The sequence below is a fragment of the Pseudomonas quasicaspiana genome, assembly GCF_021147825.1.
Lineage (GTDB): Bacteria > Pseudomonadota > Gammaproteobacteria > Pseudomonadales > Pseudomonadaceae > Aquipseudomonas > Aquipseudomonas quasicaspiana.
In genome coordinates this window covers 33517-49072 of record NZ_JAGTPI010000022.1, presented here as the reverse complement: position 1 = coordinate 49072, position 15556 = coordinate 33517, and the positions used below count along the sequence as shown (strand labels likewise).

The following is a 15556-nucleotide window of genomic DNA, read 5'->3' as shown; positions in this document are numbered from 1 at the left end:
TTTGAGTATTGGACGATCTATCCAGTCTTTACTGATACTGACGATGTTAGCGCTAACGGAATGATCTTGTCAGCTACTCGCTTGAGCGAATGCCGCCGGAACACAGCCAACGCCTACATCAGGAGCAGTGACCGAAGAGTCACGGCAGTCAGGGCATATCTCAAGCGAGCATCGAACATGCAACACACCTCTGGGGACATCATCAAACCGGCGCGCCTGGCGCAGGCCATCGCAGCAGCACTGGCACTGACTTCACTACAAGGCCTCGCCGCCGACAGCAACACCACCAATACCGAAGGTCAGACCGCAACCCTGCAAGCGGTGACGGTAACGGCCACCCGCCGCGAAGAATCGCTGCAGAAAGTACCGGTGGCGGTCTCTGTGGTTGAAGGCGAACAGCTGGAGCGCGATAACCGTAACGGCGTATCCAGCATCGTCCAGCAGATCCCCAGCCTGAACTTCCGCACCGGAGCATCGAACAAGGACACCTCGTTGTTCGTTCGTGGTGTGGGCACCATTTCCACCTCACCCGGCGTCGAGCCGACGGTTGCGACGGTGGTCGACGGCGTGGTTTACGCCAGGCCTGGTCAGGCGACGCTGGACTTGCTCGATCTGGATCGCATCGAAGTGCTGCGCGGCCCGCAAGGCACACTGTTCGGCAAGAACGCTTCAGCGGGCGTACTTAACGTGATCAGCAAGTCACCCACTGAAGAAACCCATGGTTACATCGATCAGTCGTACTACAGCGGCAACGAAAGCCGTACCCGTTTCGGCATCGGCGGCAGCCTGATCCCGGATACCCTCAAAGCTTCGATCACGACCCTGTTCGGCAGCTATGACGGCAACGTCGACAACAAGGCCAACGGTCAGGAGGTCAACGGTTACAACCGCAAGGGCGCGCGCGGCAAGCTGGAATTCACGCCCAACGATGACGTCAAACTGACCGTGATCGCCGACTACATGCAGTCCCATGATGACGCGCCGAACGGGGTGGTCAGTTCCACGCTGAACCCGGCGTTTGCCGGTGCTCTGGCGCCGGTACGCGCCAGCGACCATAACCGTGACATCGTCAGCGATTACCGCAGCCACGTCGAAGACATCAACAAGGGATTGTCGGCCCAGCTGGACTGGAATCTGGGTGACTACACCCTGACCTCGATCACTGCATGGCGCGGCTGGAACAACACTCAATGGCAGGACGGCGATCGCTTGTCGAACATCACGGCGGCATTCCCCGGCACTGAAGACAAGGGCGACCTGGACTTCAATCAGTACTCGCAGGAACTGCGTCTGGCCTCGCCAAAAGGTCAGTTTCTGGAGTACGTCGGTGGCCTATATTACATGCATGGCAAGGATGAAGAGACCTATCGCCGCACGCTGGTCACGCCAACCGCCAGCGCCGTGGGTGTCGCCGATTATGGGACGACCAGCGACAGCTATTCGGTGTTTGGCGAAAGCACGCTGAACTTCACCCCGGCCTTCCGCGGGATCGCCGGTTTGCGCTGGACCCACGACGAACTGGAATACGATCATCGCCGGGTTTCGACCTCGCCTACCGCCGTCGCAGGCATCAACCCCGGCACCAGCAGTTCCGGTTCGGTGGATGAAGATGGCTGGTCAGGGCGTCTGGGTCTGCAATACGACCTGACCGACAACGTCATGACCTACCTGACCTACTCGCGCGGTTATAAAGGCCCGGCCTATAACGTGTTCTTCAATATGCAGCCGCGTGATACTGACGCGCTCAAACCAGAGACTTCCAATACCTGGGAACTGGGCGTCAAGGCCACCAGCTGGAACAATCGTCTGGTCACCAACCTGGCGGTATTCCACAGCGACTACGACAACTATCAGGCGAACTTCCTCGATACCGTGGCCGGCAGCGTAGTCACGAGACTGATCAACGCGGGCAGTGTTTCCACCGAGGGCGTGGAAGCCGACTTCGCCTTGCAAGCCACGCAAAACCTCAAGCTTTCCGGCGCAGTGGCTTACACCAGGGCCCGTATTGATACCTTCTCATGCCCGGCGGGCGCGGCGGCATCGTGCAACGTTGACGGCAAAACCCTGCCCTTCTCTCCGGACTGGAAAAGCTACGTGCGGGCTGACTACAGCATCCCGCTGGACAATGGCCTGGATGTTGAACTGGGCACGGATTACAGCTGGCAGAGCGAAGTGCAGTACGACATCACTCAAAACCCGGACACTGTGCAAGGTGCCTACGGCATCTGGAACGCCAGCGTCGCACTGGCCGACTACAACAAGGGTTGGCGCGTGGCGCTACTGGCCAAGAACCTGGCAGACAAATCCTATTCGCCCGGCCTGGCCGCTACCGGCAACTACATCACCCGCGCGGTACCGCGTGATGACGAGCGGTATTTCGGGGTGCAGTTGCGTAAGGATTTTTGATGCGCAGAAAGTAACCCTGTAGCACAGCAAAAAGGGGCCCTGTAGGAGCTGCCGAAGGCTGCGATGACGGTGTGTCAGGACAAAAGCTTTCGCAGCCTTCGGCAGCTCCTACAAGGATTCTTCTCGCTGCCAACATCGCAGTTGATTCAACAAGGAACTCACATGAGCAATACTCCACGCCAACTCAAACTCGGCGCCTTTCTCATGGCCACCGGGCACCATGTGGCGGCCTGGCGTCATCCGGACGTACCGGCCAACGCCGGGCTGGATTTCAAGCATTACAAACATTTGGCCCAGGTGGCCGAAGCAGCGAAACTCGACGCGCTGTTCGTCGCTGACAGCGTGGCTGCCGCAACAGGCGCCAGCGCCAGTCACATGGCGCGCTCCGATCATTTTGAACCGCTGACATTGATGTCAGCGTTGAGCGCCGTCACCGAACACATCGGCCTGATCTGCACCGCCACCACCAGTTACAACGAGCCGTACCACGTGGCGCGTAAGTTCGCGTCGCTGGATCATCTGTCTGGTGGCCGTGCGGGCTGGAATCTGGTGACCTCCGATGCTGCCGCCGAGGCACAGAATTTCGGCCGGGACGAACACATCGGTCACGCTGAACGCTACAGCCGCGCGCGCGAGTTTCATCATGTGGTGACCGGCCTATGGGACAGTTGGGAAGACGATGCCTTCGTGCGTGACAAGGCCAGCGGCGAGTATTACGACCCGGCCAAGCTGCATGTGCTGGACCATCAGGGCGAACACTTCCGGGTCAAAGGCCCGCTGAACGTCGCCCGCTCACCTCAGGGCCAACCGGTGATCGTGCAGGCGGGCTCTTCAGAAGTGGGTCGTGAACTGGCGGCTGAAACCGCCGAAGTGGTGTTCACTGCTCAAACCTCCTTGGCCAATGCCCAAGCGTTCTATACCGATATCAAAGGTCGCATGGCACGCTTCGACCGTGATCCTGACAGCCTGAAAATCATGCCCGGCGTGCTTGTTGTAGTGGGCGACAGTGAAGCCCTTGCCAGGGAAAAATTCGAAGCATTTCAGGAACTGGTGGAGCCGAAAGTCGGTGTCGCATTGCTCGGCCGCATGCTGGGCAACTTCGACCTGTCCGCTTACGCTCTCGACGAACCGCTGCCGCCGTTACCCTTGACCGACAGCGGGCAGCAAAGCCGCCAGAAGCTGCTGACCCAGCTGTCCAGGGATGAAAACCTGACCCTTGCTCAACTGGGCCGGCGCATTGCCGGAGGACGTGGTCACTACAGCCTGATCGGCACCCCGACGCAAATCGCTGACCAACTGCAAGCCTGGTTCGAAGAACGTGCTGCCGACGGCTTCAATGTGTTGGTGCCGCACCTGCCCGGCGGTCTTGAAGACGTTGCTCGTTACGTGGTGCCTGAACTACAACGTCGTGGGCTGTTCCGCACCGAGTACAGCGGCAGCACGTTGCGGGAGAACCTCGGCCTGCAACGGCCACGTCATCGTTTTTCCGGAGGATTCTGAGTGAACTGCAATCCCTTGAGAGTCGCCAGCCTGCTGCTGGTATGGAGCCTGTCGTGCAGCGCATTCGCGCTCAATGGCGACCCGCGCCCGGATGCGCCTGAACTGGCCGCACGCGGCGCTTATCAAGTGGGCGTACGCACTGTTGATGTGGTTGACCGCGATCAACTCAATATCCTCGCGGCGACCAGCACGGACAGCAATCCGCGTTACGACCGGCCGCTGCGTATGGAAGTCTGGTATCCCGCGCAACTGAAAAACGGCCAGGCCGAGCTGAGCACGTACACCGATGTGCTGGGCGCAGGCGCCAACAACCCGGCCCGGCCCAATACTCCGTTCACGTTCGAAGGCCGCGCTGCCCGCGATGCGCAGCCGCTCAAGGACAAAGCGTTTCCGCTGGTGATCGTGTCCCACGGTTATCCGGGCTCACGCCTGCAGATGAGTTACCTGACCGAGTTCCTCGCCTCCCACGGCTATTTCGTCGTCGCTATTGATCACACGGAATCCACCCGCGCCGACCGGGCCGGTTTCGCCAGCACCCTGCTCAACCGCCCTCTGGATATTCTGTTTGTACTGGACCAGATCACGGACTGGGCGAAGTCGGGCAGCGGTAACCCTTTCGCCGGAAAAATAGACGTCAGCCACACCGCGCTGCTCGGCTATTCCATGGGCGGCTACGGCGTGCTGAATGCAGCGGGCGTCGGTACCGGTGCTGCGGCTTTACGCTTTGTCCCCGGTACGGCTTTGCAGGCCAGACAAGCGGGCAATCCGGATTTCGAGGCTAAAAGAGACACCCGCATCAAAGCGCTGATCGCCTTCGCGCCATGGGGTGGCCAGCAAGGCCTGATGGACGAAAAAGGGCTGGCGGGCCTGCGCGTGCCCAGCCTGTTCATCGCAGGCGATCAGGACGATGTCGCCGGTTACGCTGACGGGGTCAGACGCCTGGCGGAAGGGGCGAAAAACGCTGACCGCTACCTGCTGGTTTACGAAAACGCACGGCATAACATTGCGCCCAATCCCCCGCCTGCAGCCGCGAGCAGTCACCCCGACGACTTTTCCGCCTATGCTGAGCCGGTCTGGGACAGCAGTCGCATCAACAACATCAACCAGCACTTTGTCCTGGCCTTTCTCGATCAGCAGCTCAAAAGCGTCGATCGCCAGCCGTGGCTGACTCTGGTGCCACGGGCCGCCGACGGCAAATGGTCGAAAGACGAAACCGGACGCGAAAAACCTGATCACAGTTACTGGAAAGGCTTCAAGAATCGCAGCGCTCTGGGCCTGGAATTCTATCACTGGCCAGCGCAAGCGACCCCGTCTTCGACTACCCAACGAGACCCACAATGACTTATACCGCTGCCGAAAATCGCTACGAAAAAATCCCCTATCGCCGCACCGGCCGCAGTGGGCTGGTCCTGCCTGCGCTGTCGCTGGGCCTTTGGCATAACTTTGGCGACAGCACGCCGCTCGACACCCAACGCGCCATGCTGCGCACGGCGTTCGATCTGGGCATCAATCACTTCGATCTGGCCAACAACTATGGCCCACCCTATGGCAGCGCCGAGACTAATTTCGGCAAGCTGTTCCAGGAGGACTTCAAGCAGTATCGCGATGAGCTGATCATCTCCACCAAAGCCGGTTGGGACATGTGGCCCGGCCCTTACGGGCAAGGTGGTGGCTCGCGCAAATACGTGCTGGCCAGCCTCGATCAGAGCCTGCAGCGCATGGGCCTGGATTACGTGGATATCTTCTACTCGCATCGCTTCGACCCGGACACGCCACTGGAAGAAACCGCCAGCGCCCTGGCCACTGCCGTGCAACAGGGTAAGGCGCTGTACATCGGCATTTCCTCATACTCCGGCAGTAAAACCCGTGAAATCGCCGCGCTGCTGAAAGAGTGGAAAGTGCCGTTGTTGATTCACCAGCCGGCCTACAACCTGCTCAATCGCTGGGTAGAAAAGGACTTGCTGGACACCACCGATGAGCTGGGCGCCGGAGTGATCGTCTTTACCGCACTGGCCCAGGGTTTGCTGACCGACAAGTACCTCAACGGTGTGCCGCAGGATGCCCGGGTCAACCGTCCGGGGGGCGGTTCGTTGCAGGCGTCGCACTTGTCCGAAGCCAACATCGCTCACGTTCGCGCCTTGAACGAGATCGCCAAACGTCGCGGCCAGAGCCTTGCGCAAATGGCCCTGGCGTGGACCCTGCGCGACCCGCGCGTGACCTCGGCCCTGATTGGTGCGAGCCGTCCGGAGCAAATCGTCGAGAACGTCGAAGCACTGAAGAACCTCAAGTTCAGTCAGGAAGAACTGACCGAAATCGACCGCTTCGCCCAGGAAGGCGGTATCAACCTCTGGGAGAAACCGTCGTTGGCGGAGTGACCGGCCTCAATAAATACACCTCCCTGTGGAATGTAATCTCCCTTGTGGAATGCATTCCCCTGTGGGAGCCGGGCTTGCCCGCGATACATGAGACGCGGATTGAAGACATACCGCGTTATCGTTTATCGCGGGCAAGCCCAGCTCCCACAAAGGGATCTCCAACCGTCGCAAGTTTTTGTGTTGTAAGATAGCGAGCCCTCATGAAATCCATAGCACTCCTCTTCGCAGGCCTCCTTGGCCTTGCATCGGCCCACTCTGCCTTGGCGGCAGACCCACAGACCCTGCGTGTTGGCTACCAGAAAGGCTCCATCGCTATGGTGATCGCCAAGGAAAAAGGTCTGCTGGAAAAACGCTTCGCCGACACCAAAATTCAATGGATCGAATTCCCGGCGGGTCCTCAAATGCTTGAGGCGCTCAACATCGGCGCACTGGATTTAGGTTCCACCGGCGATATCCCGCCGCTGTTTGCTCAGGCGGCCGGGGCTGATCTGGTCTACGTCGGTGCCGAACCCGCCAAGCCCGCCGCAGAAACCATCCTGGTGCGCAAGGACAGCCCACTGCAAAACGTCGCTGACCTGAAAGGCAAGAAAGTCGCCTTCCAGAAAGGCTCCAGTTCCAACAACGTCTTGCTGCGTGCGCTGAACAAAGCCAAGTTGACCTTCAAGGACATCCAGCCGATTTACCTCACCCCCGCCGACGCCCGTGCCGCCTTCGAACAAGGCAGCGTCGATGCCTGGGCAATCTGGGACCCTTACGCCTCGCTGGCCCTGATCGAAGGCCACAGCCGTCTGCTGGCCGACGGTACCGGGCTGGGTTTGTCCGGGCCGATCTACAGCGCACGTCGCGACTACGCCACACAGCACCCGGACTTTGTTCATGCAGTGCTTGATGAACTCACCGCCGCCGAAGCCCTGACCCGCAGCCAGCGTCAACAAAGCATCGACATTTTGACCAGCTCCATGGGGCTGCCGGAACCGGTGATCACCCGCTACCTGGACAACCGGCCGCCGTCGCCGATCCTGCCGGTGGACGCCAACATCATCGCCGCGCAACAGGCGACGGCGGATCTGTTCTTCCAGAACAAACTGCTGCCGAAAAAGATCGATGTCCAGGAAGCCGTCTGGAAATAACGCCCTGATTCAAGGGAAGAACCATGAGCGATCCCTCAACGAAATCGCTCATAAGCTAATGCAAAAAAGTTATTTATTTAGAGTTTCTTAGATCATTTAGTCTCCTGCTTCAGCCAGTCCCCGGCCAGCCTGATTCGGAGCTTCATGATGAAACTGCACTTCCCTCTTCGCCTCCTGGTGGCGCTGTCGCTGACTGGCGCTTCGTATCTGGCTCAAGCCGCAGACTTCACAGTCGCCTATCAAACCACCGTCGACCCGGCCAAAGTTGCTCAGGCCGATAACGCCTACGAGAAAGCCACCGACTCGAAAATCTCCTGGCGTAAATTCGAAAACGGTGCCGACGTAATCACTGCCATTGCCTCCGGTGATGTGCAGATCGGCTACCTCGGCTCCAGCCCTTTTACCGCGGCTGCAACCCGCAAGCTGCCGGTTGAGACGTTTCTGATCGCGACGCAGATCGGTGCCGCTGAAGCATTGGTTGCTCGCAACGGTTCGGGGATCAATTCACCTCAGGATCTGATCGGCAAGAAAATCGCCGTGCCGTTCGTGTCCACGGGTCACTACAGCCTGCTGGCTGCGTTGAAGCACTGGAATATCGACCCTTCGAAAGTCACCATTCTTAACCTCGCGCCACCTGCTATTGCCGCCGCCTGGAAACGCGGTGACATCGACGCCACCTACGTTTGGGACCCCGCATTGGGTGTCGCCAAGGAGACCGGCAAAGTGCTGATCACTTCCGGTGAACTGGCCAAGGTCGGCGCACCGACCTTCGACGCCTGGATCGTGCGCAAGGACTTCGCCGACAAGCACCCTGAAATCGTCAAATCCTTCGCCAAAGTCACCCTCGACGCCTACGCCGATTACCGCAAGGACCCGGCCGCCTGGCTGGCAAAATCCAGCAACGTCGACAAGCTGGTGAAGCTCTCGGGTGCGAAAACTTCGGATATTCCCGGCCTGCTGCAAGGCAACGTCTACCCACTGGCGGCGGATCAAAGCGCCCTGCTTGGCGCGCCAACCATCGACGCCGTGACCAAGACCGCTGCGTTCCTCAAGGAGCAAGGCAAGGTCGATGCAGTGCTGGCTGATTACGCGCCTTACGTCAGCAACCAATTCATCACCCAGTAAGCGGAGTCCAACCCATGGCGTTGCTCAAACTGGAGCGCATCAGCGCACAGTACCCCGGCGCGACCGAGCCGGTGCTGGCGGATATTTCCCTCAGCCTCGGCCCGCAGCAATTGCTGGTGGCGTTGGGTCCATCGGGGAGTGGCAAAACCTCCCTGCTGAATCTGATTGCCGGTTTCGTGCCGCCCAGTGCTGGCAACATCAGCCTCGACGGGGTCACGGTAAACGGCCCCAGCGCCGAGCGCGGCGTGGTGTTTCAGGACGATGCATTACTGCCTTGGCAGAACGTGTTGACCAACGTCGCCTTCGGCCTGCAACTGGCCGGCGTACCCCGCGACCAGCGTGAAGCCAAGGCCAGAGAGATGCTCGCACTGGTGGACCTCGCCGGTTTCGATCAGCGCCAGATCTGGCAACTGTCCGGCGGTCAGAAGCAGCGTGTTGGTCTGGCCCGAGCGCTGGCGGCTGATCCCCGCGTACTGCTGATGGATGAGCCGTTTGGCGCACTGGATGCGTTCACTCGCGAACAGATGCAGGAGTTGCTGCTGCAAGTCTGGCAGCGTACTGCCAAGCCGGTGTTCCTGATCACCCACGACATTGAAGAAGCGGTTTTTCTCGCTACCGACCTGATTCTGTTGGCACCGAATCCGGGGCATATCGCCGAACGTCTGCAATTGGATTTCGGACAACGTTATGCCGCCGGGGAGTCGGCCCGTTCGATCAAGTCTGACCCACGGTTTATCGACACCCGGGAGCATGTCCTGGCCAGCGTGTTTTCCCAGCGTGGCGTCTCCCGGGAGCAACACGCATGAGCAGCTATGAATTGCAGAACACCGCGACTGCAACCGATAAACCTGGCGCCACTCCGGTGCGCTGGAGCCTCGGTACCCGCGCAATCAGCGTGCTGACGCTGGTGGTGCTGTTGGCCGCGTGGTGGGCGGTGACTGCCGCCCAGTTGATCGAACCGCTGTTCCTGCCACCGCCTTCGGCTGTGCTGGAAAAAGCCTGGCTGCTGATGACCAGCGGCTACATGGACTCCACACTCTGGCAGCACCTGGCCGCGAGTTTGCAGCGCATCGGCCTGGCGCTGTTGGTCGCCGTACTCACGGCCATTCCGGTGGGTATCGCCATCGGGCACAACCGCATCGCGCGAGGTATTTTCGACCCGCTGATCGAGTTCTATCGCCCCATCCCGCCGCTGGCGTATTTGCCGCTGATCGTGATCTGGTGCGGCATCGGTGAGTTCTCCAAAGTGCTGCTAATCTATCTGGCGATTTTCGCCCCCATCGCCATATCCACCGCGACCGGCGTGCGCACCGTTGACCCGACGAAATTGCGTGCTGCGCAATCGTTGGGTGCCACTCGCTGGCAGCTGATTCGCCACGTGATCCTGCCCAGCGCCCTGCCGGAAATTCTTACCGGCGTGCGCATCGGGCTGGGTGTCGGCTGGTCAACCCTGGTCGCTGCAGAACTGATCGCCGCGACCAGCGGCTTGGGGTTCATGGTTCAGTCAGCGGCGCAATTTCTGGTGACCGATGTGGTGGTACTGGGAATCCTGGTCATCGCCCTGATCGCCTTTGCCATGGAAATGGGTTTGCGAGCCCTGCAGCGCAAGCTGGTGCCGTGGCATGGGCAGAGTCATTGAATAAAACTTTCCAGCAAAGGCTTACGCAATCCCTGTGGGACCGGATTTATCCGGGAAGGGGCCGATACATCCGACACACTTGTATCGTCTGAAATGCCGCTTTCCCGGATGAATCCGGTCCCACACAGACTGTGTGAAAACGTAGCGAGCGACGGCAAGACAAGGCAAAAACAGGCGAAAAAGCGGAGTCTAGGTGTTCTAAATGAGCATTTTTCGCCTGTTTTTAACGCAGTATTGCCGAGCGTAGTAGTTTTCACACAGTCTGCACAGGAACTGTTTACAGCTGAAACCCGTTACTCGCCCCTGAAATCCGGACACCTTTCATGCCTATCCAGATATCCCCCCTAAGCCCTGCCCTCGGCGCACAGATTAGCGGCATTGATCTGAGTCAGGAGCTGACCCACGAACAACGCGATGCCATCGAGCAGGCGTTGCTCAAACATCAGGTGCTGTTCTTTCGCAATCAGCCACTGACACCCAGACAACAGGCGCGATTCGCTGCCCGTTTCGGGGATCTGCATATCCATCCGATCTACCCAAACGTGCCGGAACAACCCGAGGTACTGATCCTCGACACAGCCGTCACCGATGTGCGTGACAACGCCATCTGGCATACCGATGTGACGTTCCTGCCGACACCGGCAATGGGTGCAGTGCTCAGCGCAAAACAACTGCCGGAATACGGTGGTGATACGTTGTGGGCCAGCGGCATCGCAGCCTACGAAACGTTGTCACAGCCCCTGAAAACGCTACTCGAAGGCCTGACCGCGACGCATGATTTCACCCGCTCGTTTCCGCTGGCTCGCTTCGGCACCACACCTGAAGACATCGCCCGCTGGGAACAGACCCGCGGTCAGTACCCGCCGATCTCGCACCCGGTAATTCGCACGCACCCAGTCAGTGGTCGCAAGTCGCTGTTCGTCAACGATGGTTTCACCTCGCGTATCAACGAGCTGAGTGAAACAGAAAGTGCGGCAATTCTGACCTTTCTGTTCAGCCACGCGACCCGCCCGGAGTTCACCATTCGCTGGCGCTGGCAGGCCGATGACGTGGCCTTCTGGGACAACCGCGTCACTCAGCATTACGCGGTGGACGACTACCGGCCGCAGCGCCGGGTCATGCATCGAGCGACGATCCTGGGTGATGTGCCGGTTTTTTACTAACACTCAGCCATCGCGCAGCAACCGGGATTTTTGTTGGAGCCGTCTTGGTCTGGGGTCATCCCGACGATAAACGATAACGCGGTATGGCTTCTGCCTGCGTCTCCTGTATCGCGGGCAAGCCTCGCCACCGGGATCAACCCTTACAGGCCAACACAGAATCTCCCACAGATAATCGTTTCAGTTGGATCGCTAATCCCTGTGGGAGCCGGGCTTGCCCGCGATATAGGCGACGCGGTTTCACGGCCACACCGCGTTATCGTTCTTCGCGGGCAAGCCTCGCTCCAACAGGTTGATAGCATCTCAAGCTTATGCAAAACCTGTGGGACCGAATTCATTCGGGAAAGGGCCGGCAGATTCAACACTTCTGTCGCCTGACATGACGCATTCGCGAATGAATTCGCTCCCACCGGGATCAATCCTTGCAGGCAAACATAGAATCTCCCACAGGGAAAGCATTTCAATTTGATAGCTCGCAATCCTTGGCTATTCATCCCGATGCATCTCATGGAGTGGCAATAACCCCATGGTGCCCGCCAGGACGAAAATTTCGCCTCTTTCAAGTAATCCGGATAATAAACACTATGTCGATGCTGCCAACTTCAACTGCGCGCCCCAAAAAAGCACTGAAAAAACTGCTGCGTCTGGATGACTTTGAAGCTGCTGCAAAGAAACACTTGCCCCGACCGATCTTCGGCTATGTAGCAGGTGCCGTTGAAGACAATGTTTCGCTGAAATGGAACCGGGCGGCGTTTCAAGACTATGGTTTCGTACCTCGTGCGCTGGTTGACATTTCCCGACGCACGTTGACGACAGAACTGTTCGGCCACCGCTATGCTGCCCCGTTCGGCATTGCGCCCATGGGCATCAGCGCACTGTACGCCTACCGCGGCGACGTGATCCTGACCCAGGCTGCGGCGGCCGCCAACCTGCCGATGATCATGAGCGGCTCATCGCTGATCCCGCTGGAAGATGTTGTCAAAGCCAATCCACTTGCCTGGTTCCAGGCTTATCTGCCTGGCGACGAAGCCAACATCGTGGCATTGATCGCGCGAGTGGAAAAAGCCGGATTCAAAACCCTGGTGATCACGGTCGACGTTCCGGCTCCGGCCAATCGCGAGAATAATCTGCGCGCAGGTTTCTCGACGCCACTGCGACCGGGTCTGCGTCTCGCCTGGGACGGCATCAGCCACCCTCGATGGTTATTCGGCACCTTATTCAAGACACTGCTGAAACATGGCATGCCGCATTTCGAAAACAATTATGCCCATCGCGGCGTGCCGATTATTTCGTCAAATGTGGCCCGGGATTTCGCGCCGCGCGGTCATTTGAACTGGGAGCATTTCAAACTGATCCGCAAGCAGTGGACAGGCACACTGGTTATCAAGGGCATCCTGCACCAGGCTGATGCCGTTAAAGCCCGTGATTGCGGTGTTGACGGCATCATTGTCTCCAACCACGGCGGTCGTCAGTTAGACGGTGCCGTTTCTCCCCTGCAAGTCCTGCCGGACATCGTCGAAGCCTGTCCGGGCATTCCGGTAATGCTCGACAGCGGCGTGCGGCGCGGAACCGATGTGATCAAGGCGCTGGCGCTCGGTGCGCGTTTCGTCTTTGTCGGCCGGCCCTTTGCCTTCGCAGGATCGGTGGCCGGACAAGCCGGTGTCGAGCATGCGATCAAGCTGCTCCATGATGAAGTATCGCGAGACATGGCAATGCTCGGGGTCTGCTCGATTCCGGAAATCGGCCGGCATTTGCTGATGCGCAGGCAGTCGTGCGGATTTACGGCAATTGATCAACGTTAGAAAAATTCTGAACGCGGATCATGACGCACTCAATACATGCAATATTTTTATAATAACCTTAGGTCAAAATAGAATTTCACAGCTCACTTCTATAGCCATATGTTGCAGGTACGGATCCAGTTTTCGGGATAACCCAACCCGAGCTTCCCCCCCTCTATACGTTAAGAATACAAGAAGGAGCTGTTCATGAGCATCGAATTCATCGGCTACATCGCGACCCAACCCGGCTCGGAAATCCACCCGCGCAGCGGCCCGACCATCCAGCCCGAGTATGTGGCGAAAGTTGCCAAGGCTCATGAAGACGCTGGTTTTGATCGCGCGCTGGTGGCTTACCACTCCAACAGCCCGGACAGCGCCTTCGTTGCCGCCCACGCATCCAGCGTCACGACAAAACTCAAATTTCTGATCGCCCACCGGCCTGGCTTCATCTCGCCAACCGTCGCAGCGCGTCAGTTTGCAACGCTCGACGTGTTCAACGGCGGGCGCACGGCGATTCACATCATCACCGGTGGCGACGACAAGGAACTGCGCGCCGACGGCAGCCACATCGGCAAAGACCAGCGCTATGCCCGCACCGATGAATACCTGGGCATCGTGCGTCAGGAATGGACCAGCGAAAAGCCGTTCGACCACAAAGGCGAGTACTACCAGTTTGAAGGCGCGCACTCGCTAGTGAAGTCCCCGCAACAGCCGCACATCCCGGTGTATTTCGGCGGCTCTTCGCCTGCGGCCATCGCCGTGGCAGGCAAGCACGCTGATGTCTATGCACTGTGGGGCGAGACTTACGAGCAGGTCCGCGCGGTCGTCAAGGAAGTCCGCGCCGAAGCGGCGAAACATGGCCGGACCGTGCGATTCAGCCTGTCCCTTCGCCCTATCCTGGCGGAAACCGAAGAGAAAGCCTGGGCCCGTGCCGACAGCATTCTAGAGCGCGCCAAAGCCATCGCAGAAGGTAATGGTTTTGTGCGTCGCGAGCCGCCGAACGAAGGTTCGCGTCGCCTGCTGGCGGCAGCGGCGCAAGGTTCGCGCCTGGACAAACGCTTGTGGACAGGCATCGCCGGGTTACTGGGCGCGCAGGGCAACTCGACGTCACTGGTCGGCACGCCAGAGCAGGTCGCAGAGGCATTGCTGGATTACTACGACCTGGGCATCACCACCTTCCTGATTCGCGGTTTCGACCCACTGGACGACGCCATCGACTACGGCAGGAAACTCATTCCGCTGACTCGCGAGCTGGTCGCCAAGCGCGAGCGGGAGGCTCAGGAGAAAGTCGCCTGATGACGCTGCAAAACTTCCAGAGGGCGCAATAGCGCCCTCTTCTTCGTCTGCAAATACTTATCTGTCTTCGAGAGTGCCATGTCGAAACCGCTATTGAACATTCGCCTGCGTCGCCCACTGCTTGCGGGCCTGGCCATTGCTGCCGCATGGACGCTAATGCTGCCAGCCCAAGCCCGGGAAACCGTGCGCATCGGTTATCAGAAGTCCTCGACGCTGATCACCGTATTGAAAACCCAGGGCACGCTGGAAAAGGCCCTGAACGATGCAAACATCGATGTCAGCTGGCATGAATTCCCCAGCGGTTTGCCGTTACTGGAATCGTTGAACATCGGCAACGTCGATATCAGCGCCGATGTCGCCGATACCGTGCCGATCTTTGCTCAGGCAGCTCAGGCCCGACTGACCTACTTCGCCGAAGAGACGCCATCGCCCTCCGCCCAGGCGATCGTGGTGCCCAAGGGTTCGCCCATCAAGGAACTGGCCGACCTGAAAGGCAAGAAAGTCGCTGTAACAAAAGCTGCCGGTACTCACTATTTGTTGATCGCAGCACTGACCAAAGGCGGCTTGAAGTTCTCCGATATCCAGCCTGCTTACCTGACGCCTGCAGATGGCCGTGCCGCGTTCGAAAACAACAAGGTTGATGCCTGGGTGACCTGGGAACCCTTCCTGACCAGCGTGCAGCGCCAGTTGCCCACCCGCACCCTGGCGGACGGCACCGGCCTGGCCAGTTACAAGCGCTACTACCTGACCAGTACGCCGTACGCAAAGGCCCATCCGGAGGTGCTCAAGCTGGTGTTCGATCAACTGCAGAAAGCCGGTCACTGGGTCAAAGGCAATCCGAAAGAAGCCGCTGCCCTGCTCGGCCCGCTGTGGGGCAACCTTGATCCGGCCACGGTAGAAATCGCCAACAGCCACCGCACGTATGAAGTGCGCCCGGTGAAGGCAGACCAACTGGGCGAACAACAGAAAATCGCCGACGCGTTCTTTGCAGCAGGCTTGCTGCCAAAAGCAGTGGATGCCAAGGATGTGGAGATCTGGAAGCCTTAATTACCCGACACACCACCAGACCTTCCGCAACTCCTGTCAAATAATACTCAACCATCTGATTTGGAATGCTTTTTATCTGTAGGAGCGCTTGCCCGCG

Annotated in this window: 12 protein-coding genes; all 12 read left to right on the top strand. The window is 59.0% G+C overall.

The annotated features are described in order from the left end of the window. The first annotated feature begins 177 nt into the window (after positions 1-177). Entirely contained in the window at positions 178-2406 is a 2229-nt protein-coding gene (locus KDX30_RS14870) for a TonB-dependent receptor (protein WP_231676712.1), read from the top strand. A 162-nt stretch (positions 2407-2568) separates the two neighbouring features. Then, a complete protein-coding gene (locus tag KDX30_RS14865; RefSeq protein WP_231676711.1) occupies positions 2569-3906 on the top strand; it encodes an LLM class flavin-dependent oxidoreductase in 1338 nt (445 codons plus the stop codon). Then, positions 3907-5247, top strand: coding sequence for an alpha/beta hydrolase family protein (locus KDX30_RS14860; RefSeq protein ID WP_231676708.1), 1341 nt, complete (start codon positions 3907-3909; stop codon positions 5245-5247). Beyond that, positions 5244-6281, top strand: a complete 1038-nt coding sequence (gene mgrA / locus KDX30_RS14855) for an L-glyceraldehyde 3-phosphate reductase (protein ID WP_231676705.1) — start codon at positions 5244-5246, stop codon at positions 6279-6281. The genes KDX30_RS14860 and mgrA overlap by 4 nt, the downstream gene beginning before the upstream one ends. Positions 6282-6481: 200 nt before the next feature. Beyond that, the gene (locus tag KDX30_RS14850; protein ID WP_231676701.1) at positions 6482-7411 is read left to right on the top strand and encodes a sulfonate ABC transporter substrate-binding protein; all 930 of its coding nucleotides are present in this window, start codon (positions 6482-6484) and stop codon (positions 7409-7411) included. Between the two features lie 147 nt (positions 7412-7558). Next, positions 7559-8536 (top strand): taurine ABC transporter substrate-binding protein, encoded by a 978-nt coding sequence (tauA, locus tag KDX30_RS14845; RefSeq protein ID WP_027900643.1) that lies wholly within the window; start codon positions 7559-7561, stop codon positions 8534-8536. A 14-nt stretch (positions 8537-8550) separates the two neighbouring features. Beyond that, entirely contained in the window at positions 8551-9342 is a 792-nt protein-coding gene (gene tauB, locus KDX30_RS14840) for a taurine ABC transporter ATP-binding subunit (protein ID WP_027900642.1), read from the top strand. Then, positions 9339-10175 carry a taurine ABC transporter permease TauC gene (gene tauC / locus KDX30_RS14835; RefSeq protein ID WP_122708848.1) on the top strand — a complete coding sequence of 279 codons (837 nt, stop codon included), beginning with the start codon at positions 9339-9341 and terminating at the stop codon, positions 10173-10175. Before tauB ends, tauC begins: the two co-directional genes overlap by 4 nt. A 323-nt stretch (positions 10176-10498) precedes the next feature. Next, a complete protein-coding gene (tauD, locus tag KDX30_RS14830; protein WP_231676698.1) occupies positions 10499-11338 on the top strand; it encodes a taurine dioxygenase in 840 nt (279 codons plus the stop codon). 581 nt (positions 11339-11919) lie between these two features. Continuing rightward, positions 11920-13137 (top strand): alpha-hydroxy acid oxidase, encoded by a 1218-nt coding sequence (locus KDX30_RS14825; protein ID WP_231676695.1) that lies wholly within the window; start codon positions 11920-11922, stop codon positions 13135-13137. A 186-nt stretch (positions 13138-13323) separates the two neighbouring features. Further along, complete coding sequence (locus KDX30_RS14820) at positions 13324-14412, top strand: LLM class flavin-dependent oxidoreductase (protein ID WP_027900639.1); 1089 nt, start codon at positions 13324-13326, stop codon at positions 14410-14412. A 78-nt stretch (positions 14413-14490) separates the two neighbouring features. Continuing rightward, a complete protein-coding gene (locus KDX30_RS14815) occupies positions 14491-15459 on the top strand; it encodes an aliphatic sulfonate ABC transporter substrate-binding protein (protein ID WP_231676692.1) in 969 nt (322 codons plus the stop codon). The last annotated feature ends 97 nt before the right edge of the window (positions 15460-15556 follow it).

Bases quoted from the DNA above. Each gene is read 5' to 3' on its own strand.
- KDX30_RS14870 (WP_231676712.1), top strand. From the start codon at position 178: ATGCAACACACCTCTGGGGACATCATCAAACCGGCGCGCCTGGCGCAG.
- KDX30_RS14865 (WP_231676711.1), top strand. From the start codon at position 2,569: ATGAGCAATACTCCACGCCAACTCAAACTCGGCGCCTTTCTCATGGCC.
- mgrA (WP_231676705.1), top strand. From the start codon at position 5,244: ATGACTTATACCGCTGCCGAAAATCGCTACGAAAAAATCCCCTATCGC.
- KDX30_RS14850 (WP_231676701.1), top strand. From the start codon at position 6,482: ATGAAATCCATAGCACTCCTCTTCGCAGGCCTCCTTGGCCTTGCATCG.
- tauA (WP_027900643.1), top strand. From the start codon at position 7,559: ATGAAACTGCACTTCCCTCTTCGCCTCCTGGTGGCGCTGTCGCTGACT.
- tauB (WP_027900642.1), top strand. From the start codon at position 8,551: ATGGCGTTGCTCAAACTGGAGCGCATCAGCGCACAGTACCCCGGCGCG.
- tauC (WP_122708848.1), top strand. From the start codon at position 9,339: ATGAGCAGCTATGAATTGCAGAACACCGCGACTGCAACCGATAAACCT.
- tauD (WP_231676698.1), top strand. From the start codon at position 10,499: ATGCCTATCCAGATATCCCCCCTAAGCCCTGCCCTCGGCGCACAGATT.
- KDX30_RS14825 (WP_231676695.1), top strand. From the start codon at position 11,920: ATGTCGATGCTGCCAACTTCAACTGCGCGCCCCAAAAAAGCACTGAAA.
- KDX30_RS14820 (WP_027900639.1), top strand. From the start codon at position 13,324: ATGAGCATCGAATTCATCGGCTACATCGCGACCCAACCCGGCTCGGAA.
- KDX30_RS14815 (WP_231676692.1), top strand. From the start codon at position 14,491: ATGTCGAAACCGCTATTGAACATTCGCCTGCGTCGCCCACTGCTTGCG.